Genomic DNA, 23,172 nt, shown 5'->3' with positions numbered 1-23,172 from the left:
AAAGTCGACGGTGAGGGCGGTGAACTGCTTTATGCCGCCGCCGGAGCCTATGGACGCATAGTTCAGGTTTACTGCGGGCGCGACTTTTTTGTATTCCACGCGCCAGGTGTCTATGAGCGGGAACGGGAACGTGGCGCCGGCGCCGTCTATTGTAAACGATGATGGCTTTTGCGCGTATGCCCGCTGTACCATTGTTGTTGTTGCAGGCATGGCTGCCCCTGCCGCAAGGGCCGCCAGGAGCATGGCGGCAAGGAGCCCGCCTGCCACAGCAGCCGCGCCATTGCTGCTTTTGCTTCTTCTTCTTTTTTTTCTGGTGCTGTCGTCGTCATCGTGCATGTGATTATGATACACGTATTCTCAAAAAAGCAGGATGGATTAATGGCTGGCGCACATATTTTACATGAAGTATGTGCGGCTATGGTGACCACTTGTTTCTATAGAGCTCGAGAGGAGGAAAAAGAAGAGAAAGAAAAAAGCAGGCCAAGGTTGGCGGCTCCTTCCTTCCCTCTCCTCCTGCTCTTGGCCCTGCGGGATGAGCGGGGCGTTGGGGTGAGCGGGCAGGGGAGAAGGATGAGCGGGGGCCTTTGCTTCTTTGCCGTTCAACCTTGCGCTTGCTTGCTTGACGGTTCGTGTCATTGCAGCGCCGGCAGACAAAAGGCTATCCGACATAGAACAAGTGAAAAACCAGCTTGTACCTTCCTTCCTCTATGTCGTCGTCGCCGCTGCCGCTGGCAGGGTTTATCTCTCCCAGCACAGTTAGTTTGATAAGCAACGGGATCGCCTTTTTCAATGGTGCAGCTTTACATTCTACGGCACGGCGAGGCAGGCAAGAGGATGCCCGCTGCCAGCAGCAGCAGCATTGGCGACGACAGGAGGTCGCTGACTGCCGCCGGCAGAGACGAGGTCAAGGAGGTGGCAAGGGCGCTTGCCGCCCTCAAGGTCAGGCCCGACCTCGTTGCCACGAGCCCGCTTGCAAGGGCCAGAGAGACGGCAGAGATAGTCGCAAAAACGCTAAAGGTGAAAAAGGGCGGGCTCGAAGAGTGGGCCGAGCTCAAGCCGGAGGGCAGGCGGCCCGACTTTTACAAAAAGCTGGCGCAGCTAAAGCCGGAGGCGTCGGTCATGATAGTCGGGCACGAGCCGAACCTCAGCACGATCACAGCAGAAATGGTGTTTGGGACCGCCTCTCCCGGCAAAGTGGTGCTGAAAAAGGCAGGCCTTGCCAAGCTGACAGTGACTTCGCTCCACCCGAGGCCGCAGGCAGAGCTCCGATGGCTGCTTGCCCCAAAGCACCTGAAAAAGATGTTAGGGTCGGCGGCAGCGGAGGAGGAGGAGAAGAAGGGCAGGAGCAAAAAGTCATGAGGGTGTCTGTCATCGATCTGGGCTTTAACTCGGTCAAGATGGTGAATTACGACATCAACAGAAAGGACGGCTCGTTCAAGGCGTACCGGCAGGACGCGGTAAAGGTCAGGCTGGGCGAGGGGATGCACAAGACAGGCTACCTGGGCAGGGAGCCGATGCAGCGCGCCATCGACGCGCTAAAGCTCTTCCGCGACGTCATCAGCTTTGACTCTGTCAGGCGCGTGCTCCCGGTCGCGACGAGCGCCGTGAGGGACGCCGGCAACCGCCAAGAGTTTTTGAAAAGAGCGGAGGAGCAGACGGGGTTCCGCTTCCGCGTGCTCTCGGGGCAGGAGGAGGCATTTTACTCGTACGTGGGCGCGCTGCAGGCGACCTGCGTGCCGACTGCGCTCTTTTTTGACATCGGCGGTGGCAGTTTAGAGCTCGTGTACACTGAAAACTATTCCATCAAGAAAGTCAAGTCGTACCCGCTTGGCGCGCTCAGGCTGACCCAGATGTTTTCCCCTCCCTCTTCCCAGGGCAGCTTTTCCAAAAAAGACTATGCCAGGATGGAGGAGCACGTCGCAGACAGCCTCCCGGGGAGAAAAGAGCTGGCGCCCTCTGTCGACACCACGCTCGTCGGCGTGGGCGGGGCGCTGCGCGCCCTTGCCCGGCTGGACCAGGAAAAAGCAGGATACGAGCTTGACAAGATCCACAACTACAGGATGTCGCTTGAATCTGTCGAGCAAATGGCCAAAGACCTGCGCAGGATGGAGCCGGACGAGCTTGCAGAGATCAAGGCGATAGGAGCAAACAGGGCCGAGACAATAGTGGCAGGGTCGGCGGTCATCTCTGCCCTGATGGGCAGGCTCGGGTTTGACAGCGTGACTGTCAGTGCAAGGGGGCTGCGCGAGGGCGTGCTGTCGGTGTTTGCCCGCGACCTCAAGACCTTTTACTCCATAGGAGGCATCAGCGCCGAAAAGGCAAAAGCATACGTCGTCTCTGCGTGCCAGCGCGAGGAGCTGCCGCAGCGCACGGCCACGCTGGTAAGGCCGCTTGTGGCCGCCGGCCTTTTGCGCGAGAAGGAAAAGATGATCCTGACGCACGCTATAAGGCAGATGGCGACTGTTCCCATGATCACCAACTACAACAACCTCTTTTACCTGATGATGGACGAGGACAACGCGTTTCTGACCCACAGGGAGCAGCTCATACTGGCCCTTGCCATAGTGCACAACCGCAAGGACAAGGCAGTCGACCTTTTGTTCTCCCGGTACAGGTCTATACTGGAGCCGCAGAACATGAAGTCGATAAAAAAGATCTCGGCGTGCCTGACCATTTCAGAGATAATGGAAAAGTGCGGGATGGCCGCGCGCGTCTCTGTCAACGGGAGCGGGAAAAAGGCCGCTGCTGCAGTCAGGCTGTCGCTGTCCATGTCGCCGGGGCGGTTTTTGCCGGCCGCGCTGCTATCGAGCGCGCTGAAAAATTTCGAGGACGCGTTCAACGTTTCTGCGGCCTGCCAGGTTGTTTCTTCTTCTCCGCCGCCGGCGGCAGCTGCCAACAGCGGCAGGCGCGAAGACGTCAGGGTGATCGTGTGACATGACAACGACGGTGAAAAAACAGGTTCAAAAAACGAAAACAACGACTGTGGTGGAAGGCAAGCTGATAATCGTAGAGGGCGTGGACGGCTCGGGCAAGTCGACCCAGATAAGGCTGCTTGAAAAGTGGCTGAGGTACCTGGGCCTGCCCGTCTTTTTCACGGAATGGAACTCGTCAGAGACCGTGAAGGAGATAACGTCAAAGGGCAAAAAGAAGGGGCTTCTGACGCCCACCACGTTCAGCCTGCTGCACGCGACTGACTTTGCAGACAGGTACGAGCGCCACATATTCCCGCTCCTGCGGGCAGGATACATAGTGCTCGCTGACCGCTACATATACACGGCCTTTGCCCGCGACGTGACCCGGGGCTGCCACCCGAAATGGGTGCGCAACATGTACGACTTTGCGGTCAAGCCCGACATCGCCTTCTACTTCAAGGTGCCTGTCGATGTCGCGTTTGACAGGATAGTGAAGGGCAGGCCGAAACTGAAATTCTACGAGGCTGGCATGGACCTGAACCTGAGCAACGACCCGTACGAGAGCTACCGCATATTTCAGGGCCGCATAGTGGAGCAGTACGAGTCGATGATAGAGCCAGAGAACTTTGTAGTCGTCGACGGCACGGCAGACATCGAGGACCAGCAAAAGGCGGTGCGCGCGACAGTGATGGAGCGGCTGCCAAAAGAGATGTTCAAGAGAGGGATGGAGGAGGGGCAAAGAAGATGAGAAAGCTGCGGTTCTACGGCTACGGCATCCCGTCTGTGCAGGACGAGCTTGTCAAGGGCAGGCTCATCGTGATAGAGGGCCCCGACGCGTCGGGCAGGAGCACGCAGATAGGGCTGATAACTGCCCGGCTCGAGGCGGAGGGCCACGCGGTGCTGAGCACGGGGCTGAAGCGGTCAGAGCTGATAAGCGAGGGGATACTTGAGGCCAAGCGCAACTTTGCCGGCAGGCGCACGCTCTCGCTCTTTTACGCGGCCGACTTTGCAGACCAGCTTGAAAACAAGATAATCCCTGCTTTGCGCGCCGGCTACATCGTGCTTGCAGACCGCTACATATACACGCTGATGGCCCGGGAGGCAGTCAGGGGCATAAGCAGGCGCTGGTCGCACAACCTGTTCAGCTTTGCAGTGGTGCCCGACCTCGTGTATTACCTGGACGTAAGGCCGCAGGAGCTCGTGCACAGGGTGTTCCAGAAGAACGCGTACCTGGACTATTACGAGTCGGGCGCCGACATGGGGCTGTCAGACGACATGTTCGAGTCGTTCTTGAAGTACCAGGAGATGATAGCAAGGGAGTTCCGCAGGATGCAAAAGCGGTACAGCCTGACGATAATAGACGGCAACCGCCCCATACAGGAGATAAGCGCCGACCTGCAAAAGCGGATAGACGACTATTTGGAATCTGCAAAAGGTCACACGGGATCGTAATGGCCGGCCCTCCTTCTTCCTCTTCCTGGCTTTTTGCGGCCCTGGAGAAAAACCTGGACAGGGTTGGCAGGCGCCTGGCCGCGTACCTGCGCGACCCGGCAGACGAGGAAAACGTGCACGACATGCGCACGTCGCTCCGCAGGCTCGAGGCGACGTTTGCGCTCTTGCCCAAGAAGCTGCGGCAGAAGAACGAGAAGCAGATACGCGCATACAAAGAGTTTTTCAGGGCAAACAGCGAGGTGCGGGACTGCGACATAATCCGGACCAGGATAGAGGCGGCTTTCATCGACAAGGGTGAGTTTGAGAGGCTCTTTGCGCCGGCACTTGACAGGCGGAGGAAGATGGCATCTGCAAAGGCACTGAAGCTGGCGCAGTCAATTGAAAATGACGTGCAGCCCGTCGATCTGGGCGTCAGCAGCAGGAAAAAGTTGGCAATAGTAGACGGAAAAAAGAAGCTCGATAGGCGGGCGGAAAAGGTCGTGCGCAGGCTCGCAAAAAAGACTGCGGGGCGCCTGCCTGTCGTCCTGGCAGACAGTGACGAAAAGGAGGAGCTCCACAGGCTCCGCAAGGACCTGAAAAAGCTGCGCTACGTGCTTGAAATGGCCCCGGCATCGCAGAAAAAGGCCGCAGATAGGATCCTTGGCCCCGGCATCGCCGGCAGGCTCAAGGAGCTGCAGGATGCCCTGGGGGCCATACACGACTGCGACATCACCATCGACTATCTGAAAAAGGCGGTGCGCAGGAAAGCGGTGGTCGAGCTTTTGCAGCAAGAGCTTGCAAAAAGGGACCAGTTGTTTGAAAAATTTGCAAAAGCGTTCGGCTAGCTGCTGGTTGCTGCTGTTGTCGTTGTTGTCGTCATCTTTTTGAAAGACATTCCCTGTGAGCCGGTTCCAGCATCGCGCCGCATTTCGCGCAGTCGCTGCTCACTATTCCGCCGCAGCGCCGGCAAAGCCCTCTGGCGGCAAGCTCTGCACCGCATGCCCTGCAACAGGTGTCCGGCATTAATTTTTTTGCCGGAAAAGAGTATTTCATGTTTGCCCACGCGCAATACATAGATCCCGGCGGGCACGGTTTTCTATATGAGACAGGCTTTTGTTCTCCGCCTCGCTTACATTAGCCTGCGTCATCGTCTCTTACCGCCCGAAAAAAGAGGTTGCGGCTGGAAACCCCGACAGCAGAGCAGTGACGCTTCGGGGCCACACCACCAACCTTTTTCTTTCTGTATATGATATCATTCAGACGCCTCGCCAGCCCGCAAGACGGAACCCGCGGCCATTAACGAGAAAAATTTTCAGGAAAAGCCTGCCCACAGGCATATACATGCCACTTTAGAAGCAGTCAGTCAAAATATTTTTCATAATTGTAAATGGTGTTTATAGAATATCCTCATATACTCACGGCTGCCTGCATTAGCTACGTGAGCCAGCGTCCTATAACGATAGACGCCGACGCCTCGCCTTCTGGATACATTGCATGGTACAACCATCACACAGAGACTAGCAGGATACGCACCGTCCGCCCCGCGCCCAGGAACGAGCGGTTTGGAGTGCAGAGGATGGAGCTCCTGGCCATCTATTTTGCGCTCTGCGACAACCTAGCCGAGATCCGCCGCGCGCTAAAGACGAAACAGCGGCTCGCGATACAGGTGCGGAGCGACTCTAAGTCGACGGTGGAGCAGCTGCAGGGAACCTCGGAGATCCGCGACTCGATGATGCGCAGGATCGTCTCTGCGATAGGCAAGCTGCTGACTAGGATGGCCAGTTGCACGATAGCGTTTGACCATCTGGAGAGGTCGAAGAACATAGCCGGCCTGATGCTGGAGCAGCGCCAGAGGAGGGAGCGCGAGCGCATGATGGAGATGCTTGCCGCGCGCATGTTTCCCCCGGCATCGCCCATGCAGTCGCCGCCGGTGGTGGTGCTATCGTTTGCCTGATGGAGCTGACGACGGTGGTGGTGAGCCGGACCACCTGACCATCCACTGGAGCAGGCCGACCACAGACTCGACAAGCTCCTGCCCCTTTGGGGTCAGCCTGTACTCCACCCTCGGCGGGATCTCGTTGTAGGCCTGGCGCTGCAGGACGCCCCCCTTCTCCAGCTCTTTTAGCCGGCTTGCAATAGTCCTGCTGCTCACACCCTTGATCGAGTCCCTGAACTGCTTGTACCTCACCGGCTCGGTGCTGCAGCAGAGCGGGATTAGGATCTCCAGCGTCCCCCTTTTTGTCACCAGCTTTCTCAGCCGGGCAGTCTCGGCCATGAGCGAGCCGGCATCGTAGCCGGCAAAGCAATCCCGCGGCTGTACGACCGGGAGCTTTTTCTTGGTTTCCATTCTTGCACCTGATGCACCGGTTTACCCTCGACAGCTTAAATAGTTTTACAAGTAAAGCATTGCCGTGCAGGGCGAAGCGATAAAGGAAAAGTACGTGGCAAGCATCCTGGCCGCCGGCTTTGGGAAGGCGGGGATAGAGACACTTGAGGAGCGCCCGTATATCGCAGTCGGCGAAGGCGGGCGCAGGCTGACAAGCGTCGTGCCGTGAGGGCGGTCAAATGACAAAGACAAAAAAAGACAGGGTAAAGACGATCCTGTTTGTCTGCGTCGAAAACGCGGGCAGGAGCCAGATGGCCGAGGGGTTCTTCCGCAAGTATGCGCCGGAAGGGTATGTGGCGGTGAGCGCCGGCACCAGGCCAGCAGGCGAGGTGAACCCGCTGGCAGTGCAGGTGATGAAGGAGGCAGGCGTAGACATCACGGGCCAGAAGAGCAAGATGATAACGGAAGAGATGATAAGGGCGGCAGAAAAGGCCGTGAACATGGGCTGCATGGACAGGTCCGAGTGCCCGCTGTGGTTCCTCAACAATCCGGTGGACTGGGGCATCGAGGACCCAAAGGGCAAGCCCATCGAAAAGGTGCGGGAGATCCGCGACGAGATAGAGAGAAGAGTAAAAGAGCTTGTCAGGAACCTCGAGCGTCAGTAGCAGGACCTTGGCCTGGAAGATATTTGCGGCCGAGCTTGCCGGCACCTTTCTGATAGTGGCGTTTGCGACCGGCTCCGTCGTGCTGGACGCCAGGGCAGGCGGCGCGTACGGCGGCACCTTCTTTGCGGCGTTGGCGCCGGCAGCCGCAGTCGCGCTGATGGTGTACGCGTTTGGCAAGGTATCGATGGCCCATTTCAACCCCGCAGTCACGGCCGCGTTCTTGGCGACCGGCCACATCTCCAGGAGGCTGCTACCAGTGTACCTGGGCGCGGAAATAACGGGTGCGTTTTTGGCAAGCGCGCTGGTCGCAGTCGCCATCGGCACGGACGCGCGCCTTGGCGCCAACGCGCCCGGCAACCTTGCCAGCAACTACCCACTCCCCGTCGTGTTCGGAGTCGAGATGCTCGCCACCGGGCTCCTGATGGGCGTCATATACGCCGTGGTGTGGACGAAAGGGCTGAGGGGCTTTGGAGGCGTGGCGATAGGCGGGATAATAGGGCTCGACATCCTGTTTTTATCGGCGATCTCTGGCGCGTCGATGAACCCTGCCAGGGCGCTTGCGCCGGCAGTGCTGTCCGGCCATCTTGCAGATTTGTGGCTGTACTGGACTGCCACGTTTGCCGGCAGCCTGACTGTCGCGGCGATGGTTGCGAGAAAGAAGTCATATACGCCAGCTAGTTAGCCTACCCCGCTGCTGCTCTCCTCCATATTGCTGCTGCCGTCGCTCTTTTTCGTCTCCGTGAGTGTTATCTTGTTGCCGAACCTGATGACATAGGGCGCAAGGAACGTCGTCACGACCGTTATGACGCCCAGCAGCGGCAGGATGGTGGACGAGACTGCGCCCACGTCCTGCCCCCCCTTGACCACCACGAGAGACAGCTCGCCCCTTGCAGTCGACATGCCAAAGCCGGCCCGAAGCGCAGTCACGTTGTCAAATTTCGCCCTCACAAGCACGCCCGTTATTATCAGGAGCTTGGACGCAAACGACGTCAGGATGAGGATTGCGGCCGGTATTATGAACATGGGGACGAGCGAGACGTTCATGAGCGCCCCTATCGACACGAAAAAGATGGCGGCAAACATGTCGCGCAGCGGGAGCGTCAGTATCCTTGCCACCGCCGCGCTGTTCGACTCGGCAACGAGCACGCCGGCCAGGAACGCCCCTATCGCAGACGAGAGGCCGATGCCCGTCGAAAGGAAGGACAGCCCAAACGCCAGCCCCAGTATCACTATGAGCAAAAGCGCATAGTCGTTTGTCTTGCCCGCCCTGTCTATTATCCTCGGGATGTACCGGGATCCGAGCACGAGCACGCCGGCGATAAAGGCGCCGGTGACGCCAAGCGACACGGCAAGGCCGGGCAGCGAAAACTCGCCCCCTCCGGCGGCAAACGACTGCAGCACGGCAAGCGCCGTGACCACAAAGATGTCCTCCACTATCAGCATCCCGAGCACGAGCGTCGACGACTTGCTCTTTATCCAGCCCAGGTCTTCGAGCACCTTGATGGTCACGACCGTGCTGGTGATGGAAAGCGCAAGCGAGAGGAAGAGCGAGTCAAAGAACGAGAAGCCGAGCGCCTGCGCTGCGAAAAAGACTATGAGCAGCGTCCCCGTCGACTCGACAATGGCGACTGCAAACGAGATCTTGCCCATCGTGCGCAGGCGCGCCATCGGGAACTCGGTCCCTATGACAAAGAGGAGCATGATTATCCCCAGCTCGGCAAGCACGTTGAGCGTGTCGGCCTCCTTTATCAGGCTGAAAGGCGGGGTGAACGGCCCTATCACGATGCCGGCCAGAATGTAGCCTATCACCATCGGCTGCTTTAGCTTGTACGTGATGGCCATCATCATCGCCGCGACTATCATCACGACTGCAAAGTCCTGGACGATGAAATCTGTCGGCCCGTTCCCGGGCGCAAAGAACTGGGGGAATATCGATGGGACGGGGGAGGGGCCGGCGTGGTTCACCGCACTACCTTATCCGCGCCGGGGATAAAAGGTTGCCATACATAAACAAAATGAAATGAAAAAAACTAATTATACGATCCCGGCCAAGTATCTGGCACATTGCGTTTTGGGATCGGCGGCCGGCGCCGCCTGCTGCTGGTCGGGATAGGAGCGGCGCTCTTTCTGGGCATGTATTCTGCCGGCGCGGCGGTGCAGATGTCGCCGGAGGAGGCAAGTCAGCTGCGCAAGGATTTCTCGGAGCAGATAAAGGACATCGACGAGGCGGGCATCTTTTTCAACAACATCAGGATAGCGCTTGGTATGTTCATACCCGGCGTGGGAGTCGTGCTCGGCGCCGCGTCGGGGTACGTCACGGGCAACGTGTTCAGCGCGATAGCGCAGGACACGCCCGAGCTGCAGGGCGTGCCGCCGCAGGTCATTCTGGTCACGCCATTTGGCGTAATGGAGGTGTTTGCTTACGGCCTTGCCATGTCCAGGAGCGGCCTGCTCGTCTACCAGTTTGTCAGGAAAAGGCCTTGGCAAGAGTACGTCGTCCCGACAGCGATAGAGGTAGGCATAGCGGCCGCCGTCCTGCTTGCCGGCGCCGCGGTAGAGTGGTGGATGATCCAAGAGTTTGGCGGCGGCCTGAACCTGGAGCCGCAGCCCTCTCTCTAGGAGTCAGTCGTCGTCTGGCTGCTGCGGGCCCGCCTGGTGATCCCCCTTGAGCCCGTACTTCTCGGCAAACTCGGCCGCCCTGGCTGCAAGGGCCGCCCAGTCCCACCTTTTGACGCCCATCCTGCACAGGTCGACCTTCCACTGGCCGTTCCTGTTTATCCAGCGGTAGAGCCGCATGTCGCGCCCGTACTGGCTTTCGACCACCACCAGCGCGACTATCAGGTTGCTGCTGCGGTAAATGTCGTGGCCGTCGAGCACCCTGTAGGTGGGAGAGACAGGGTAGTGTTTTGCCGGCGGCGGTTTGCTTGCCATATAATGCCTCTATCTCTCTCTTGACGCGTGCGCCGGCTTTAAAGCTAGGCCAATAATCGCAGGGTAAACCTGCTCCTCTTGCCTCTAAATCCTTCCTTCGCTTTCAGACTTTTCTTTCAGCGCCTTTACGTACTTACTTGCTGTTCTTTTTGCGCTGTCTTCTTCTTCGTCCTGCTTGAACCCTGTTTTCTCCAAGTATTCCTGCACCTGCCCTCCTTCCGTAAAACCGGGCTCCATTCTGACAAGCTTTTCCCGGATAGCATCGATCATCCTTTTATGATATCGCGAAACTTGAAATCCTTTGAGCGGCTCAAATCTGGAAAAGGGGTAGCTCGTCAGAGTCCTTGCGCTTTATCACTGCTATTTTTATTGTTGCCACACACACTCACTCACTCTTCATCATCGGTTATCTTATCTTGTCTCCCACGTCGAGATTCTTGACATCTATCTATGGATGGCTCCATCCACCACATTGCATCACCAAGCGACAAAAAGAAAAGAAAAAGGGAGGCTCATTGGCTCTCGCCGCATGCAGGGCAGGTCTTTTGCCCCTGTGGCACCCTGGCACCGCACTCGACGCAGTATTTTGCAGCCGCAGTGGAAGCGGCCTTGCCCTTGGTTGCAGTTGTAGCAGTAGCAGTGGCCATGCCAACAGAGGAAGATGTTGTTGTTGAGGAAGAGGAGGAGCCATCCATTGACATGGCTTGTAAAGTGTGATTTTCATATATAAACAAGCTTTAGTATCCGGCAGATTTGTAACCAGCAGTCGGCATTATCTCCGGCGGCGTTGATGATATATAGGGAGGGAGCAGGCCGCTACAGAGCTGTGCTGGGCCTAAAGTGGCACTTTGCCCCAAAATTCGCCGGCAGGCTTCCTCCCCGGGTGGTCGCCGCGCTGCCGGACATGGGCAACGTCGCAGGCATTGGCGTCGCGTACCTTGCCAAAAAGCTAGACGCCAGGCTGTTTGCCGAGCTGTACTCGTTCTGGCCGCCGTTTGTCGGCTACAAGGACGGCATCGTGGAGTACAGGCAGGCCAGCTACCGCTTTTACGCCGCCGAGCCGCTTGACCTCGTCATATTTGCCGGCGATTTCAACCCGGCCGACCCGCGCAGGCTGTACGAGGTCTGCTACGAGGTGCTGGACGTGGCTGGCAAGGTGGGCGCAGGCGCGCTGTATTCTATCGGCGCCGCGCTCAGGCAGGCGACCGGCGACAAGGTGTACGCGGCCACAAACAACCCGGCGATGGTCGGCCAGCTGAAGGAGGCCGGCGCAGAGATGCTGCAGGGCGAGGGCCAGATCTCGGGCTTTAACGGGCTCATCACGGGGCTTGCAAAGGAGCGGGGGATTGACGCCGCGTGCCTGCTGGGCGAGATAGACAACCCGAATATCATCCAGCCAAGGGCGGCGCAGTCGATACTGCAGGTGCTGACAAGGGCGCTTGGCATCCCGGCGCTCGACATGACGCAGCTCTCTGACGAGGAGAAGCGCAAAAAGTTCATGGAGCAGCAGGTGTCGTACCTTGAAAAAGTGATGGAGAGGGGCGGCGAGCCGCCCGGCATAGCCTAGCTGGCCCCGCTGCCATGTGTGAACATCACAGATGGGTCTGTGTCTGTCGGCGAAAGCATTACCAACAAAAAGAGGAGGGGGCGGGGGAGGTGAGGAACCTCAGTTGATGGCTGCCTTGATCTCCGCCAGCTGCGACATCACCTTTGCATCAAGCGACTGGTCAACGACAAACAATACCAGAGGTCCTATGTCAGTTCCATCCTTCAAGGTCACTCCACAGCAGGATATGCCGTTGCCAAATAGGTAGTCATCGCTAAAATCTGCCCTGGTGACAGGCGTCCCGTCTGCCTTTCTGATGGCCGGGTCGACATAGATGTTTACAGTGTCGGCGGGCTTCTTTAGTACAGTTGTAGTTACCAGGTCGCCTTTCTTTATGTGAGCACCCGGATCATCTGCGGCAGCCGGAACCTTCTCGTCGATGTACTGACCACCTGGCGACGCTCCAAGCGCCGTATAGTACGAGGCATCCTGCTTTGGAAGGTATCTCTGGATTGTTTCGATTATCTCCTTGATTGAGTGGTTGTCGAGGTTTGCAGGAAGCATATAGACGGTCATCCTTCCCGTAGCATCGCTTGGCAGAGATTGCGCTGTTGCTACTACTGCTGCTACCTTCTGTTCCGGCTCGCCGTTGACAATGTCCTGTTTTGGGACGTATATCTGGCTGCCATAAACCGCGACTGCCAGTGCTACGGCTATGAGCGGGATCGCTACATACAGGAGGTATTTTCTTGTTTGTGGTTGTTGCATGTCTATCTCATTGCTCCTCAATATATGACCTGAAGGTCGCTCATCCCTTGGTAGAGGCAGACCGTATCGCCAACCTCGGCCCTCCAAAGAGTAACATCGATTGTGCCGGACGTTGTTGTTGTCAGGGCGGAATTAAAGTCTTTTATGTCGGCATTTTGACCCGAATTTTCACCGGCGTCTAGAATTCCAGGTACGTCTGCCTCTTTACCTGGTCTATGACCATCGCAGACAGGTCAGAGAACTCTTTGCCCTCCAGGTCCTTCACGTATCCGCGGAACTGGGTCTCTTTTGGAGTGGTCAGGTGCTCAAACACCCACACCTTTAATCTCGAAGTGTCGACGCCGTTTTCCCGTAAAAATTTTGCAATGTCGGACTGCATGAAGTGCTTTGACAGGTCGCGGGGCCAGGGCCGCGGCAGCAGTATGACGCTCCGGCCCTCCCTTACCGCCTTGAGGAGGTCGAGCTTTTTCTGCTCAATGTCGCCTGTCACGTGGAACGTTATCACAAGCGCCTTGTCGGTTGGAACGCGCGACTTGGCCGCGGCCACCTGTATCGAGCTTATTCCGGGGATTATCTCGACGTTGTCATCGCCAAATATCTCTAGCAGGCGGTCGACCACCTCCGATTCAGAGAAATTGGCGTCGCCGGTGAACGGGACAGTACAATACTCGCCGTCCTTCATCCTTTCATAAACGTCCTGGTAGGCGTCCTCCTGGGACTTCATCGTGACTTCAAGCACCTGCTGCCTGCTCCTGTCGATGACGCCCTCTATCGTGGCAAGGGTGTACCTGTAGCCTACTATGTATTGCGACTTGCGCACCGCCTCCTTGGCCGCGTCTGTGAGGTAGAGGGGCGAGCCGGGGCCGACGCCCACCACGAATAGCTTTTTCTTGTTCGGCAACCTTCTTGAATGGGAAAAGAGAGCCTTCTTTAATTATTGCGCTATGTTTTATTCCTTTACGACGATCATCGTGTTCGTGCTCTTGATGCCCTTTATCTTGCGCAGCTCCCACGAGACGACGCGCTCGATCTCTTTCTCGTCCTTTTCTTCTACAACAGCGAGCATGTCGTACTCGCCATAGAGCTCGTACACCTCCTTGACGGCGTCAAGCGATTTTATTTCCTCATGCAGGAGCGGCTCGACGCCCGTTTCCGTGGTTATCAGGACGAGTGCCTTTGTCATTTACAGGTCTTTATTGCCTTTAAAAGGCAAAGGAACCAATATAATCCTACCCAAGCTGGCCCGCCTTTACCAGGCCAAAGAGGGGCGCCCAGTCCACCCTCTGGAACTCGAGCGGGTCCTTGACAGGGTACTTGACCCAGCCCTTGACTATCGAGAATTTCAGCGTCTTGCTGTTGTCGCCCAGGTTTACCTTTATCTTCAGGAGGGTGCCCCACCTCTTTTCCCCAGACGTTGCGTCCATCACCTGCCGGTACGGCACCTCGAAATTGTCGGGGCTTTTATCGAGGTCTTTCTCAAGCTCTTTTATGCCATAGCCTTCCGCCGGACGGAAGACATTCTCCTTGTCCTTGAAGCGGTTGTACTGCCGTATCGAGTGGGTCTCGTGCATCCGGAACGACATCTCTGTCTTTGAAATGAACGCAAGCCGCCTGTCGGTTATGACCAGCATGCCCTCCCTGCCGCGCTTTAGGAACCCTCCTTCCTCCTCCTTCCAGACCCAGAAAAAGTGCGCCTTTATCTGCTCGTCCCACTCTACCAACTATCAGGTCAGAAAGCGGAAAGCTGGCGCTGATTATAAAATGTGTTGTTGTTGTCAAGATTGAAAAAGAAAAGAAAAAGAGTGTGGACAGGCTCTCTTTTTGTTTAGCCTTCTTCCCAACCCTTCACGAAGAGACCGTGCTTCTTCAGTGGGATCGGTTGTCCTGGGGTGTAATCCATCGGCCTCATCCAGAAGATTGCCTTTGTCGGGCAAACGCCGATGCAAGCTCCGTCAGAGATGCATCTCTCTGGATAGAACACGAATGCCTTACCCCTCTTCCATCCTTCCACCGGCTTGACCCTGAGCACATCTGGACCGAGGGCGGTGCAGATCTCTACGCAGAGTGCGCAGCCGATGCAGTGCTGTTCAGAAACATCAGGAAGTATTGCGACTGGCATCTAGTTCACTGACGGTTAACAGCTGCTGAATCTATTTAAACTGTGTGTTATTTTTATAACAGCGTTTTCTTTTTGTATTGGCGTTTTTGGATCCCGTCTGCCGCAGTGAGTTCCCGGTGTGGAAAGGCTGTCCACATTATTTACCACGAAAAACGGTGTTTGTTAGCCTGTGCCAATTTCCTTATGCGTTCCTATCCTAACGATTTGGATGACCCTTTGCTTCCAGTCAATCATATAGGACAGCCGGTATGACCTGTTCAGTCTGATCACCCACGCCCCGCCGACCTTGTCCTTTCATAGACGCCAAATTTTCTAGGATCAGGGCTCCTCAGGATGTTGTCGATTTTCTTCAAGTAGCTCTTCTGTATGTCAGAATCAAGCTTGGAAAAGGTCTTGTCAAAGCCGTCTGGTTCGCTTACCTTCCAGATAATCTTAGGCGGCTGGCTCATCTATCATTGCTCTTATTCTGGCCAGATACTCTTCGCCATCATAGGTCGTGCTCTTGATCTTGCCGGTCGCAATGTTGGCTATCATCTGCCTGTCCTCCTTTGACAGGTGGAGGCTGTTGCCGTGCGAACCTTTTTTCTTTGGATTTGGGGACGTCGCACGCTTTTTCTTTGAACCCTTTGCCAAATGATATGCCGTTATCTTTTGGGGCACGCTGCTTCTAATGTCGTATGGAAGATTCTGCTATATTAAAATATTAATATAAAGAGACTGGGGCGAGAGCAGGCCAGAGGGATACGGCCAATGGTCATGGCTTAGTCGTAAAAGCCTGCGTCGCCTCGCCAGCAGTCGTCAGTCTAGCTGGGCAGATAGACTGGTAAAAAGTCGACAATTGCACGATATAAAGAGCTCTCAACTTCTCGCGCTATTATTTTGGTGTAATTATGAAAATTGCGGAACCGGCTATATAGCGATACAGCTTATTGCAGGGCATGGCAGGAAGGCGGGCCGGTGCTGGCGGCACTATGCTGCATATAGCTTTCGACGACACCGACTCCCGGGCGGGCCGGTGCACCACCCACCTTGCTTTCCGGATGGCAAACAAGCTGCAGAAGGAGATGGGCGCGCAGATGCTGGACTACCCCCTGCTGATCAGGCTGAACCCGAACGTCCCGTGGAAGACGCGGGGCAACGGCGCAGTCTGCCTGCGGGCAAGAGTGGCTGATCCGGGCAGGGTCGTCGATTACGTCAGGCAGGCAGTGGAGGAAGGGTCTGCCATAGGCGCCGGCGCAAACCCGGGCGTGGCGTTTCTGGAAGGGGAAAAAATACCGGACAGGCTGGTGCAGTTCAGCTCGCTTGCGATGCGCGACGTGCTTTCCCGCCAGATGGCCGAAAAGGTGGCGCATGCTTGCGGTATCAGGTATTACACGTTTGGCAACGGGCAGGGGCTCGTCGGCTCCCTGGGGGCGATAGGCTGTCCGATGCTCGACTGCGACCACACGTTTGAGCTCATCGCATACAGAAAAGAGGAAAACTGCGGCAAGCCTAGGGTCGTGGACGAGCACAGGGTCGTCGAATTTGCAAACAGGACGTTCCCCCTCACGTTCAACAGCTACGACCCGAATCACAAAAGGATATTGATAGCGCCGCACGGCGACGACCCCGTCTTTTTCGGGGTGAGGGGCGAGGATCCTGCAGTAGTAGAGTCGGCTATCAGGGCTATTGCGCCGGAGGAAGAGCTGGAGGGCTGGACTGTCTTTAGGTCGAACCAGGGCACCAACATGCACCTGCAGTCCGAGCTGGACCTGAAAAACGTGAAAGCGTACACGGCTGGGTTTGTGCGCGGCAGGGTCGCCACAAAGCCGGTGGCGGTAGAGGGCGGCCACGTAATGTTTTCAATCGAGCAGAACGGGGTGACGGTGATGCCGGCGGCAGTCTACGAGCCGACGGGCCTTGCCAGCATAGCAGCCAGGCTGGAGCCTGGAGACGCAATCGAAATCGGCGCAGGCGTGCGCAAGGGCACCACCAAACACCCCAAGATCCTCAACGTCGAGTACCTGCTGGTGAACGAGCTTGTGCCGGTGTTTGACGTGGCAAACCCGCTCTGCAAAAACTGTGGCAGGCGCATGAAGTCGGAGGGCAAGGGCAAGGGCTACCAGTGCGAAAGGTGCAAGTTCAAGGACGCAGGGGCGCAAAAGCTGCTGGTGCCAAGGGAGCGCCTGCTGAAAACCGGGCTGTATGTGCCGACGCCAAAGGCGCACAGGCACCTGACCAAGCCGCTGCAGAGGTACGGCATGGAAAAGAAGGGGTTTGCGAAGCGCGCTGCTGTCACTATCTAGCCTTCTTATTCTTCTTCTGCTGCTGCGGCAGTGGCTGTTGCTCGTGCGCCTGCCCGCCCTTGTCTTTCTTGTCCAGCTTTTTCTCCTGCCCCTCTTCCGGCTCGCTGGCATAGTTTGGCGATTCTTCTATTGACATGACAAGTTTGCAGCATCATGCCATAAAGCAGTTATGAGAAAAGGGATAGCGGGGGATGGATTTTCCGAGATTTTGAAATCTCTTTTGAACCATCGCACTGCGGGTTATGAGCCCGCCGGGATGACCTGGCTTCCCCACCCCGCTGACAGCGTTGTTGCGGCAGGGGCATATATCTCTGTCTGCCCGGCTTTCCCCTACGCTACGGCCAGACAAAATGTACTGTATCCTCTCTCTGCCCTGCTGCAGAGTTTCGCACCATTTCCAATCACGCTGATGTTAGCCTAGCACGCGTTTTCTCTATTTTGCAATTCATGTTCTCGGGCGTGTGCCAGACATCCTTCTAAATGCAATTATGCCTGTCATCGTCATTGAGGCCACGGCCAAAGCCAGCGGGCCAAATTCTGGCGCAACGGTCGTGCCGATTATCTCCACTCTTGCCATGGGGCCGAAATTTGGGAGAGGGATGCACACGATCCTGTCTCCGGTTGATGGCACGGCGCCTTCTGTGGCATTGCTGAGCGGCTGTCCATTCACAAGCACGGTAAAGGGCACGTCGTGGCCCTCCTGCGCAGAGTCAATCAAAGCCCTTGGAAGCCTGACTTGCAGTGTGCTGCCTTCGGACCTCCCGTCAAAGGCGATCGAACGCCTCTCGACGTTTGCAGTGGCGTTGGTTACGTATCCGTCAAAGGCCATGTCGTATTTCTGGCCGTCAATATCAAAAGTCCATCTGTACAGCAAGTTGTACTCCCGTTCAGGAGGGCGCTCGACTCCCGGCCCTCCGCTGAAAACGCGCCCACAATTAGGGGGCGGCTCGGCATACGCCGAGGGGATAAGGAGCAAAGACGACGCGATGAACAAAATCGAAAGGAGCGCCTTCCTTCCCACATCTCTACCTCGGGCAAGTCCGTTTTTAATAATATGTGGTTTTACCAGGCGGCTCCCAAGAATGACCGATCAGCTGGCGCTTGCTTGGCATATCTCTCTTAGGTTTGCAGCAGCAAAACTACCGCAGTGCCCTGTCCGACCTTTTCTTTCTTAAATATGCCATCACCGCAAGGATGGCCGCAGTTGCAGCAGCGACATAAGCGATTACGAAAACTGCGCCGTAAAGGTTGCAGAGCGGCTGCTGCTGCTCGCAAAGCTGCTGCAAAAAGAACATCGTGCCAGGCATGTGTCACAGGCGGCAAACGCGCTCGTAAAGGTATTGCTAGAACTCGTCTTCTCCCGGCCCTGAATCTTCTCCGTGCATGCCTTCTTCTTCCTCCGCTTGCTGCTGTTGCATCTCCTGCATCTGCCGGACCTTTTCGGCCTTTTCCCTGATCTCGGCCAGCCGGGAGGCAAGCCACGCCTTCCAGTAGGCGTCGAAATCAAGCGCCGGCTCCATGTATTTTTCTAAACAAGATGCAGGCAACGGTTTATTTATTTCTGCTTGGCATTCTACAACAACTCTCATCATGATAATGAACGTCAAGTCTGCCGGCGACGTGGATTTTGAAAAGCGCGGAGGGGTGATCCCTGTCGTCGTGCAGGACAGAAAGACCAAGGACGTACTGACGCTGGTCTACGCCAACAGGGAGGCGCTTGAAAACACCATCAAGACGGGCAACGCCTGGTTCTACAGCACGTCGAGGAAAAAGCTGTGGATGAAGGGGGAAGAGTCGGGCAACGTGCAGCCCGTCCATGAAATATTGGTCGACTGCGATTCGGACGCCCTTTTGTACATAGTCGACTCGGACAAGCCGATGTGCCACACCGGGGAGCGCACCTGCTTCCACAATATAGTAAAAAAACAGCAATAGCTTTTATTCCCTCTTTGAAAAGAAGAGAAAAAGGAGAAATTTTGCAGGAAATTCCGGGTTAAGTATTGCAATATGTAAGCGCAAAAAAGTTAAGCAATGCTAAAATGTGTGCAGAGAAGTTCTAATAGCATACTTTCAGAGCAAGGATGGCAAAATAAAGATGGGTAGTATCAAGGCCTTAAAGTGCAGAGAGTGCGGCAAAGAGTACGAGCCGCAGTTCCGCTATGTGTGCGAAGAGTGTTTCGGCCCGCTGGACGTGACCTACAGCGCGGCCGATGGCGCGAAAATAAACAGGCACACATTTGAATCGAGGGAAAAGACGTACTGGCGCTATTTCGAGCTCCTCCCGGTAAGGGAAAAGAGCAACATTGTCAGTTTGAACGCCGGCCTGACCCCGCTGCAGTACGCGGACAAGCTGGGCGAGAGGCTGGGCGGCATGAAAGACCTTTACATAAAGAACGACTCTGTCAACCCGACGTTTTCGTTCAAGGACAGGCCGGCCGGCGTGGCCGTGTCGAGGGCCAAGGAGACGAAACTAAAAGCGGTGGGCTGCGCGTCGACCGGCAACCTGGCGTCTGCCACCGCGGCGCACGCGGCCAAGGCAGGGCTGCCGTGCTACATCTTTGCGCCCTCTGACATCGAGCACGCAAAAATAGCGCAGGCGCTCTCGTACGGCGCCGAGTTTGTGGCAGTCGAAGGGACGTACGACGACGCCAACAGGGTCGCCTCGATAATCGGCGACCAGAAGGGATACGGCATCGTCAACATCAACATGCGCCCCTACTATGTTGAAGGGTCCAAGACGCTCGCCTATGAAGTGGCGGAGCAGCTCGGCTGGCAGGTGCCGGACCGCCTGATAATCCCGGTGGGCTCGGGCGCGATGCTCAACGCGATATGCAAGGGCTTTGAAGAGCTGCACGAGCTGGGCCTGGTGGACAGCGTCAAGCACCTGAAAATAGTCGCGGCTCAGCCGCACGGGTGCGCGCCTGTGGTGGACGCGTTCAAGCGCAACTCTGACGAGGTGATCCCGGTTGAAAGGCCGGAGACGATAGCCAAGTCGCTTGCGATAGGCGACCCCGGCGACGGGCTCTATGTGCTCAAGCGGCTGAAACAGTACGGCGGCCTGGCAGAGGAGGTGACCGACGAGGAGATAACAGACGGCATAATGATGCTTGCCCAGACGGAGGGCATTTTCACGGAGCCGGCCGGCGGCGTGTCTGTCGGCGTATTGAAAAAGCTGGTGGACGAGGGTAGGATAGGGAAGGACGAGAAGGTGGTGTGCTATGTCACCGGCAACGGGCTGAAAGCGACGGAAGCGATTATAGGGCTCTTGCCGAAACTTACCGCAGTCAAGCCGGACGCTGAAGCTGTCTCGGCGATGATCGGAGCAAGGAGTTGACAGTAGAAAAGATGGCAAAAGTAGAATTCAAGGTTCCTTCTGTCCTGAACAAGGGGCAGGGCGAGAAAAAGCTGCCGGTGGAAGCGGCAGACCTGCAGGAGGCGTTCAACAAGGTCTCGGAGCAGATGGGCGACGATTTCAAGCGCAGGGTGTTTGACCACAACGGCAAGCCCCGCTCGCTCATCAACATCTACGTCAACGGCAAGAACATGCGCTTTTCAGGCGGCATGACCACTGCCCTCAAGGACGGCGACGAGGTGTACATCCTGCCGGCAGTCGCTGGCGGCGCCGAGCTGACAAGCGAAGAAATGCAGAGATATTCGCGCCAGGTGATGCTCGAAGAGATCGGCTTTGAGGGGATGGAAAAGCTGCGCTCGGCCAAGGTGTGCGTCGTCGGCGCAGGCGGCATAGGCAACCCCGTAGTCACCCAGCTTGTGGGGATGGGGGTGGGCAAGCTGCGCATAGTGGACAGGGACGTCATAGAGATAACGAATTTGCACAGGCAGCACCTCTACACCGAAGAGGACGTGGGCAGGGTAAAGGTGGAGGCGGCGGCAGACAGGCTGAGGAAGATGAACCCCGGCGTCGAAATAGAGCCCGTGCCAACGTCTGTGACGAAATACACTGCTGAAAGCATTGTCAAGGGCTGCGACATTGTGATTGACGCGCTTGACAGCGTCGACGCAAGGTACGCGCTCAACGACGCGTGCATCAAGCTGGGGATACCGCTCATATACGCAGGCGCGCTCGGGATGCTAGGCTCTGTGACTACGATCATCCCGAACAAGACTGCGTGCCTGCGCTGCATATTCCCGGCGCTCAACGAGGAGGAGATGCCGGCATGCAGCACCGAGGGCGTGCACCCGTCGATACTCTATCTCGTAGGGGGCATACAGGTGTCCGAAGCAGTCAAGATAATCACGGGCCAGCAGCCCACGCTTGTCAACAAGCTGATGTATATCGACCTCAACGAGCTGGCGTTTGACAGGGTGCAGATAGCAAGGCAGGAAGAGTGCCCTGCGTGCGGAGTAAAGAGGGCAGCCAATGATCAGCAGCAGGTCACGGCCAAAGAGCTGATAATAGAGGAGCTCTGCGGCAGGGACCGCGGCAAAAGGACCTGGACTATTACGCCGGCAAATCCGGTGCCCATCAACCTGTCAGGGATAACAAAGAGGGCCGAGACGCTCGGCTACCAGGTGAGGGCCAGGGGCACGCTAGGCATCACGGCCACGAACAGCAACAGCAGGCAGTCTGTAAGCTTTCTGTCCTCCGGCGCGGCGACCATCGTCGGGGCCAAGGACGAGAACGACGCGGTGCAGATATACAACACGTTTGTGAAAGAAGCGAATTAGGAAGAGATCTGGAAAAACGCATTATATCCGGCCCTGCTCTAATAAGGAGGTATGAGCGAAAACAAGGAAAACCTCCTCCAGGTGGCGACGTTTGCTGCAGGGTGCTTCTGGGGCGTCGAAGAGACATTCAGAAAGATAAAGGGGGTCAGGTCAACAGCTGTGGGATACACGGGCGGCTGGTTGCCAAACCCCACCTATGAAATGGTGTGCACCGACAGGACGGGCCACGCAGAGGCGATAGAGATCCATTTTGATCCAAGCGAGGTGACGTACGAGCAGCTGCTAAAGACGTTCTTTTCAATCCACAACCCGACGACGCTCAACAGGCAGGGGCCCGACATCGGGGTGCAGTACCGGTCGGCGATCTTTTTCCACACGCCAGAGCAGGAGGCGGCTGCGAAAAAGATGATAGAGCAGCTGGACAGATCGGGCAAATACCGTGACAAAATAGTGACGCAGGTGGTGCCGGCGAGCAAGTTCTACAGGGCAGAAGACTACCACCAGCGTTACTATGAAAAGAGGGGCGGCGGGAGCTGCTATTTCTAACTAGCTGGTCAATCAGCCCATGAACTCCATGAGGCTGGACTGCTCCTTCTTTTGCTCCCGGAATATCAGCTTCAATTCAGCAGATATCGACTCGACCCTGCTCCGCAGGTACTCGTTTATCTTGTACTCCTGGCAAAAGCCGGTCGCTATGCCGAGGTATTTCTCGACTGCGCCCCGCGTCACGGTCTGGGTCAGCTCTGTACCGCATTCGGTGCACTTGCCCACAAGCGGCATGCGCCTGAATTTCTCGCCGCAGTTTGTGCACCGGAAAGTCTGCGACGAGTAGGAGCGCATGTTGCCCATGATGTCCGGCAGTATGTGCGTCGTCAGCACCATGGCCGCAACCTCGTCGGCGTCGACTGCGTTTATCAGTTTTGCAGTGTCAAACTGCATCTTTAGCTTCTCCTCCATCGTGTTGAGCGTCGAGTAGGCGCTCCTCTGCGACTTCGTCGTCAGCCCGGAAGTTGCATGTGTGAAAGCGTAGTCGATGAACTGCCGCTCGCTCCCTATGCGGTTTTTCACAATGTCTATCATCGCTGCAACGTCAGCTGCCTTGGCCTGCTTCCATGTCGCCTCGTAAAATTCGAGCGGGTACGAGCTTGCCACGTCGACGTTGTGCGCCTGGCGCTGAACCTCGTGCGGCAGGACGACTGGCTGTATGAGCAGTGGCGCGTCCATCAGCCCGCCTATCTTGTCCGGCAGGAAATCAAACGAGAAATTCAGGAACGCATCCATGAGGAGCATGACAGAGTCGGCGTCGCCGTCGCAGTCCCGGCGCTTGGCCGAGTGCCATATCGGCGACGCAAGGCAGACCTGCGACTCGGAAAAGCCGACGACGCGGCCCATCACGCCCACAGAGGTGTGGGGGGCAAGGCCGACCACCATGTGGCCCACGAGGTCGCTCACCTTCTGCACGTTGTAGAACGGCTCCAGCTCGTACAGCTTCTCCAGCTCCTC

Annotated in this window: 34 protein-coding genes, 1 tRNA gene and 1 pseudogene; 16 read left to right on the top strand and 20 right to left on the bottom strand. The window is 56.8% G+C overall.

The window, feature by feature from the left end; genetic code table 11:
- The coding region (locus WKI84_RS01115) for a hypothetical protein (protein ID WP_337861670.1) at positions 1 to 336 on the bottom strand (336 nt) is incomplete at its 3' end.
- A gap of 453 nt (positions 337 to 789) precedes the next feature.
- Between WKI84_RS01115 and sixA the strand changes: the two genes are divergently transcribed.
- From sixA to WKI84_RS01090, 5 genes are read left to right on the top strand one after another with little or no spacing between them, the layout of a single operon-like run.
- Positions 790 to 1,359: a phosphohistidine phosphatase SixA gene (gene sixA / locus WKI84_RS01110; protein WP_337861669.1), complete on the top strand. Its 570-nt coding sequence runs from the start codon at positions 790 to 792 to the stop codon at positions 1,357 to 1,359.
- A complete protein-coding gene (locus WKI84_RS01105) occupies positions 1,269 to 2,933 on the top strand; it encodes a Ppx/GppA family phosphatase (protein WP_337861668.1) in 1,665 nt (554 codons plus the stop codon). The genes sixA and WKI84_RS01105 overlap by 91 nt, the downstream gene beginning before the upstream one ends.
- A 1-nt stretch (position 2,934) precedes the next feature.
- Positions 2,935 to 3,660, top strand: a complete 726-nt coding sequence (gene tmk, locus WKI84_RS01100; RefSeq protein WP_337861667.1) for a dTMP kinase — start codon at positions 2,935 to 2,937, stop codon at positions 3,658 to 3,660.
- The gene (locus WKI84_RS01095; protein ID WP_337861666.1) at positions 3,657 to 4,364 is read left to right on the top strand and encodes a thymidylate kinase; all 708 of its coding nucleotides are present in this window, start codon (positions 3,657 to 3,659) and stop codon (positions 4,362 to 4,364) included. Before tmk ends, WKI84_RS01095 begins: the two co-directional genes overlap by 4 nt.
- On the top strand, positions 4,364 to 5,188 hold the full coding sequence (locus WKI84_RS01090; protein ID WP_337861665.1) for a CHAD domain-containing protein: 825 nt from the start codon (positions 4,364 to 4,366) through the stop codon (positions 5,186 to 5,188). The genes WKI84_RS01095 and WKI84_RS01090 overlap by 1 nt, the downstream gene beginning before the upstream one ends.
- On the opposite strand, the gene WKI84_RS01085 is transcribed toward WKI84_RS01090, so the two are convergent.
- Positions 5,185 to 5,433, bottom strand: coding sequence for a hypothetical protein (locus WKI84_RS01085; RefSeq protein ID WP_337861664.1), 249 nt, complete (start codon positions 5,431 to 5,433; stop codon positions 5,185 to 5,187). The genes WKI84_RS01090 and WKI84_RS01085 overlap by 4 nt on opposite strands.
- Before the next feature lie 348 nt (positions 5,434 to 5,781).
- Between WKI84_RS01085 and WKI84_RS01080 the strand changes: the two genes are divergently transcribed.
- Complete coding sequence (locus tag WKI84_RS01080) at positions 5,782 to 6,297, top strand: hypothetical protein (protein WP_337861663.1); 516 nt, start codon at positions 5,782 to 5,784, stop codon at positions 6,295 to 6,297.
- On the opposite strand, the gene WKI84_RS01075 is transcribed toward WKI84_RS01080, so the two are convergent.
- Positions 6,283 to 6,690 (bottom strand): helix-turn-helix domain-containing protein, encoded by a 408-nt coding sequence (locus tag WKI84_RS01075; RefSeq protein ID WP_337861662.1) that lies wholly within the window; start codon positions 6,688 to 6,690, stop codon positions 6,283 to 6,285. The two genes, WKI84_RS01080 and WKI84_RS01075, sit on opposite strands and share 15 nt — an antisense overlap.
- A 64-nt stretch (positions 6,691 to 6,754) precedes the next feature.
- On the opposite strand from WKI84_RS01075, the gene WKI84_RS01070 reads away from it, so the two are divergent.
- The 3 genes from WKI84_RS01070 to WKI84_RS01060 are packed head-to-tail and all read left to right on the top strand — an operon-like array spanning position 6,755 to position 8,016.
- Entirely contained in the window at positions 6,755 to 6,898 is a 144-nt protein-coding gene (locus WKI84_RS01070) for a hypothetical protein (protein WP_337861661.1), read from the top strand.
- A 10-nt stretch (positions 6,899 to 6,908) separates the two neighbouring features.
- Complete coding sequence (locus WKI84_RS01065) at positions 6,909 to 7,334, top strand: arsenate reductase ArsC (protein ID WP_337861660.1); 426 nt, start codon at positions 6,909 to 6,911, stop codon at positions 7,332 to 7,334.
- Entirely contained in the window at positions 7,309 to 8,016 is a 708-nt protein-coding gene (locus WKI84_RS01060; RefSeq protein WP_337861659.1) for an aquaporin, read from the top strand. Before WKI84_RS01065 ends, WKI84_RS01060 begins: the two co-directional genes overlap by 26 nt.
- Here the strand turns inward: WKI84_RS01060 and WKI84_RS01055 are convergent.
- Entirely contained in the window at positions 8,013 to 9,299 is a 1,287-nt protein-coding gene (locus tag WKI84_RS01055) for a cation:proton antiporter (RefSeq protein WP_337861658.1), read from the bottom strand. The genes WKI84_RS01060 and WKI84_RS01055 overlap by 4 nt on opposite strands.
- 99 nt (positions 9,300 to 9,398) lie before the next feature.
- Between WKI84_RS01055 and WKI84_RS01050 the strand changes: the two genes are divergently transcribed.
- Positions 9,399 to 9,953: a stage II sporulation protein M gene (locus WKI84_RS01050; RefSeq protein WP_337861657.1), complete on the top strand. Its 555-nt coding sequence runs from the start codon at positions 9,399 to 9,401 to the stop codon at positions 9,951 to 9,953.
- Between the two features lie 3 nt (positions 9,954 to 9,956).
- Here the strand turns inward: WKI84_RS01050 and WKI84_RS01045 are convergent, their stop codons facing one another.
- The 3 genes from WKI84_RS01045 to WKI84_RS01035 form a co-directional block, all read right to left on the bottom strand.
- Positions 9,957 to 10,265, bottom strand: coding sequence for a hypothetical protein (locus tag WKI84_RS01045; protein WP_337861656.1), 309 nt, complete (start codon positions 10,263 to 10,265; stop codon positions 9,957 to 9,959).
- Positions 10,266 to 10,349: 84 nt separating this feature from the next.
- Entirely contained in the window at positions 10,350 to 10,535 is a 186-nt protein-coding gene (locus tag WKI84_RS01040) for a hypothetical protein (RefSeq protein WP_337861655.1), read from the bottom strand.
- 242 nt (positions 10,536 to 10,777) lie between these two features.
- Positions 10,778 to 10,966, bottom strand: coding sequence for a zinc-ribbon domain-containing protein (locus WKI84_RS01035; protein ID WP_337861654.1), 189 nt, complete (start codon positions 10,964 to 10,966; stop codon positions 10,778 to 10,780).
- Between the two features lie 125 nt (positions 10,967 to 11,091).
- Between WKI84_RS01035 and WKI84_RS01030 the strand changes: the two genes are divergently transcribed.
- A complete protein-coding gene (locus tag WKI84_RS01030) occupies positions 11,092 to 11,832 on the top strand; it encodes a PAC2 family protein (RefSeq protein ID WP_337861653.1) in 741 nt (246 codons plus the stop codon).
- Positions 11,833 to 11,931: 99 nt separating this feature from the next.
- On the opposite strand, the gene WKI84_RS01025 is transcribed toward WKI84_RS01030, so the two are convergent.
- The 7 genes from WKI84_RS01025 to WKI84_RS00995 form a co-directional block, all read right to left on the bottom strand.
- Entirely contained in the window at positions 11,932 to 12,579 is a 648-nt protein-coding gene (locus tag WKI84_RS01025) for a hypothetical protein (RefSeq protein ID WP_337861652.1), read from the bottom strand.
- 178 nt (positions 12,580 to 12,757) lie between these two features.
- Positions 12,758 to 13,480, bottom strand: coding sequence for a precorrin-6y C5,15-methyltransferase (decarboxylating) subunit CbiE (gene cbiE / locus WKI84_RS01020; protein WP_337861651.1), 723 nt, complete (start codon positions 13,478 to 13,480; stop codon positions 12,758 to 12,760).
- Positions 13,481 to 13,528: 48 nt separating this feature from the next.
- Positions 13,529 to 13,762 carry an Lrp/AsnC ligand binding domain-containing protein gene (locus WKI84_RS01015; RefSeq protein ID WP_337861650.1) on the bottom strand — a complete coding sequence of 78 codons (234 nt, stop codon included), beginning with the start codon at positions 13,760 to 13,762 and terminating at the stop codon, positions 13,529 to 13,531.
- 46 nt (positions 13,763 to 13,808) lie between these two features.
- A complete protein-coding gene (locus WKI84_RS01010; RefSeq protein WP_337861649.1) occupies positions 13,809 to 14,300 on the bottom strand; it encodes a hypothetical protein in 492 nt (163 codons plus the stop codon).
- 104 nt (positions 14,301 to 14,404) lie between these two features.
- Positions 14,405 to 14,698, bottom strand: coding sequence for a 4Fe-4S binding protein (locus tag WKI84_RS01005; RefSeq protein ID WP_292639401.1), 294 nt, complete (start codon positions 14,696 to 14,698; stop codon positions 14,405 to 14,407).
- A gap of 266 nt (positions 14,699 to 14,964) precedes the next feature.
- A complete protein-coding gene (locus tag WKI84_RS01000; protein ID WP_337861648.1) occupies positions 14,965 to 15,147 on the bottom strand; it encodes a hypothetical protein in 183 nt (60 codons plus the stop codon).
- Positions 15,131 to 15,331 (bottom strand): hypothetical protein, encoded by a 201-nt coding sequence (locus WKI84_RS00995; protein ID WP_337861647.1) that lies wholly within the window; start codon positions 15,329 to 15,331, stop codon positions 15,131 to 15,133. The genes WKI84_RS01000 and WKI84_RS00995 overlap by 17 nt, the downstream gene beginning before the upstream one ends.
- A gap of 338 nt (positions 15,332 to 15,669) precedes the next feature.
- Between WKI84_RS00995 and WKI84_RS00990 the strand changes: the two genes are divergently transcribed.
- On the top strand, positions 15,670 to 16,983 hold the full coding sequence (locus tag WKI84_RS00990; protein WP_337861646.1) for a tRNA(Ile)(2)-agmatinylcytidine synthase: 1,314 nt from the start codon (positions 15,670 to 15,672) through the stop codon (positions 16,981 to 16,983).
- On the opposite strand, the gene WKI84_RS00985 is transcribed toward WKI84_RS00990, so the two are convergent.
- From WKI84_RS00985 to WKI84_RS00965, 5 genes are all read right to left on the bottom strand, one after another.
- On the bottom strand, positions 16,976 to 17,119 hold the full coding sequence (locus WKI84_RS00985; protein WP_337861645.1) for a hypothetical protein: 144 nt from the start codon (positions 17,117 to 17,119) through the stop codon (positions 16,976 to 16,978). The genes WKI84_RS00990 and WKI84_RS00985 overlap by 8 nt on opposite strands.
- Positions 17,120 to 17,165: 46 nt before the next feature.
- Positions 17,166 to 17,263, bottom strand: a tRNA-Met gene (locus WKI84_RS00980).
- A 165-nt stretch (positions 17,264 to 17,428) separates the two neighbouring features.
- The gene (locus tag WKI84_RS00975; RefSeq protein ID WP_337861644.1) at positions 17,429 to 18,004 is read right to left on the bottom strand and encodes a hypothetical protein; all 576 of its coding nucleotides are present in this window, start codon (positions 18,002 to 18,004) and stop codon (positions 17,429 to 17,431) included.
- Positions 18,005 to 18,122: 118 nt separating this feature from the next.
- Complete coding sequence (locus WKI84_RS00970) at positions 18,123 to 18,290, bottom strand: hypothetical protein (RefSeq protein ID WP_337861643.1); 168 nt, start codon at positions 18,288 to 18,290, stop codon at positions 18,123 to 18,125.
- A gap of 36 nt (positions 18,291 to 18,326) precedes the next feature.
- Complete coding sequence (locus WKI84_RS00965) at positions 18,327 to 18,503, bottom strand: hypothetical protein (protein ID WP_337861642.1); 177 nt, start codon at positions 18,501 to 18,503, stop codon at positions 18,327 to 18,329.
- 70 nt (positions 18,504 to 18,573) lie between these two features.
- Here WKI84_RS00965 and hisI point away from each other — a divergent pair, with 70 nt between their 5' ends.
- From hisI to msrA, 4 genes are all read left to right on the top strand, one after another.
- Positions 18,574 to 18,918, top strand: coding sequence for a phosphoribosyl-AMP cyclohydrolase (hisI, locus tag WKI84_RS00960; protein WP_337861641.1), 345 nt, complete (start codon positions 18,574 to 18,576; stop codon positions 18,916 to 18,918).
- A gap of 160 nt (positions 18,919 to 19,078) precedes the next feature.
- A complete protein-coding gene (locus WKI84_RS00955; RefSeq protein WP_337861640.1) occupies positions 19,079 to 20,317 on the top strand; it encodes a threonine synthase in 1,239 nt (412 codons plus the stop codon).
- Entirely contained in the window at positions 20,314 to 21,669 is a 1,356-nt protein-coding gene (locus WKI84_RS00950) for a ThiF family adenylyltransferase (RefSeq protein ID WP_337861639.1), read from the top strand. The genes WKI84_RS00955 and WKI84_RS00950 overlap by 4 nt, the downstream gene beginning before the upstream one ends.
- Positions 21,670 to 21,720: 51 nt before the next feature.
- On the top strand, positions 21,721 to 22,215 hold the full coding sequence (gene msrA, locus WKI84_RS00945; protein WP_337861638.1) for a peptide-methionine (S)-S-oxide reductase MsrA: 495 nt from the start codon (positions 21,721 to 21,723) through the stop codon (positions 22,213 to 22,215).
- 12 nt (positions 22,216 to 22,227) lie between these two features.
- Here the strand turns inward: msrA and WKI84_RS00940 are convergent.
- Positions 22,228 to 23,172: pseudogene (locus tag WKI84_RS00940) on the bottom strand (DNA polymerase II large subunit); the annotation flags it as partial.

The sequence above is a fragment of the Nitrososphaera sp. genome (genome assembly GCF_037447015.1).
Classification (GTDB): Archaea; Thermoproteota; Nitrososphaeria; order Nitrososphaerales; family Nitrososphaeraceae; genus Nitrososphaera.
Note: the sequence above shows the minus strand (reverse complement) of the source record. Positions and strands in the feature narration are given on the sequence as shown.

Excerpts from the sequence above, each read along its gene's own strand:
- sixA (WP_337861669.1), top strand. The coding sequence starts at position 790 with ATGGTGCAGCTTTACATTCTACGGCACGGCGAGGCAGGCAAGAGGATG.
- WKI84_RS01105 (WP_337861668.1), top strand. The coding sequence starts at position 1,269 with ATGGCTGCTTGCCCCAAAGCACCTGAAAAAGATGTTAGGGTCGGCGGC.
- tmk (WP_337861667.1), top strand. The coding sequence starts at position 2,935 with ATGACAACGACGGTGAAAAAACAGGTTCAAAAAACGAAAACAACGACT.
- WKI84_RS01095 (WP_337861666.1), top strand. The coding sequence starts at position 3,657 with ATGAGAAAGCTGCGGTTCTACGGCTACGGCATCCCGTCTGTGCAGGAC.
- WKI84_RS01090 (WP_337861665.1), top strand. The coding sequence starts at position 4,364 with ATGGCCGGCCCTCCTTCTTCCTCTTCCTGGCTTTTTGCGGCCCTGGAG.
- WKI84_RS01075 (WP_337861662.1), bottom strand. The coding sequence starts at position 6,690 with ATGGAAACCAAGAAAAAGCTCCCGGTCGTACAGCCGCGGGATTGCTTT.
- WKI84_RS01065 (WP_337861660.1), top strand. The coding sequence starts at position 6,909 with ATGACAAAGACAAAAAAAGACAGGGTAAAGACGATCCTGTTTGTCTGC.
- WKI84_RS01045 (WP_337861656.1), bottom strand. The coding sequence starts at position 10,265 with ATGGCAAGCAAACCGCCGCCGGCAAAACACTACCCTGTCTCTCCCACC.
- WKI84_RS01040 (WP_337861655.1), bottom strand. The coding sequence starts at position 10,535 with ATGATCGATGCTATCCGGGAAAAGCTTGTCAGAATGGAGCCCGGTTTT.
- WKI84_RS01035 (WP_337861654.1), bottom strand. The coding sequence starts at position 10,966 with ATGTCAATGGATGGCTCCTCCTCTTCCTCAACAACAACATCTTCCTCT.
- WKI84_RS01025 (WP_337861652.1), bottom strand. The coding sequence starts at position 12,579 with ATGCAACAACCACAAACAAGAAAATACCTCCTGTATGTAGCGATCCCG.
- WKI84_RS01015 (WP_337861650.1), bottom strand. The coding sequence starts at position 13,762 with ATGACAAAGGCACTCGTCCTGATAACCACGGAAACGGGCGTCGAGCCG.
- WKI84_RS01005 (WP_292639401.1), bottom strand. The coding sequence starts at position 14,698 with ATGCCAGTCGCAATACTTCCTGATGTTTCTGAACAGCACTGCATCGGC.
- WKI84_RS01000 (WP_337861648.1), bottom strand. The coding sequence starts at position 15,147 with ATGAGCCAGCCGCCTAAGATTATCTGGAAGGTAAGCGAACCAGACGGC.
- WKI84_RS00990 (WP_337861646.1), top strand. The coding sequence starts at position 15,670 with ATGCTGCATATAGCTTTCGACGACACCGACTCCCGGGCGGGCCGGTGC.
- WKI84_RS00985 (WP_337861645.1), bottom strand. The coding sequence starts at position 17,119 with ATGTCAATAGAAGAATCGCCAAACTATGCCAGCGAGCCGGAAGAGGGG.
- WKI84_RS00970 (WP_337861643.1), bottom strand. The coding sequence starts at position 18,290 with ATGCCTGGCACGATGTTCTTTTTGCAGCAGCTTTGCGAGCAGCAGCAG.
- WKI84_RS00965 (WP_337861642.1), bottom strand. The coding sequence starts at position 18,503 with ATGGAGCCGGCGCTTGATTTCGACGCCTACTGGAAGGCGTGGCTTGCC.
- hisI (WP_337861641.1), top strand. The coding sequence starts at position 18,574 with ATGATAATGAACGTCAAGTCTGCCGGCGACGTGGATTTTGAAAAGCGC.
- WKI84_RS00955 (WP_337861640.1), top strand. The coding sequence starts at position 19,079 with ATGGGTAGTATCAAGGCCTTAAAGTGCAGAGAGTGCGGCAAAGAGTAC.
- msrA (WP_337861638.1), top strand. The coding sequence starts at position 21,721 with ATGAGCGAAAACAAGGAAAACCTCCTCCAGGTGGCGACGTTTGCTGCA.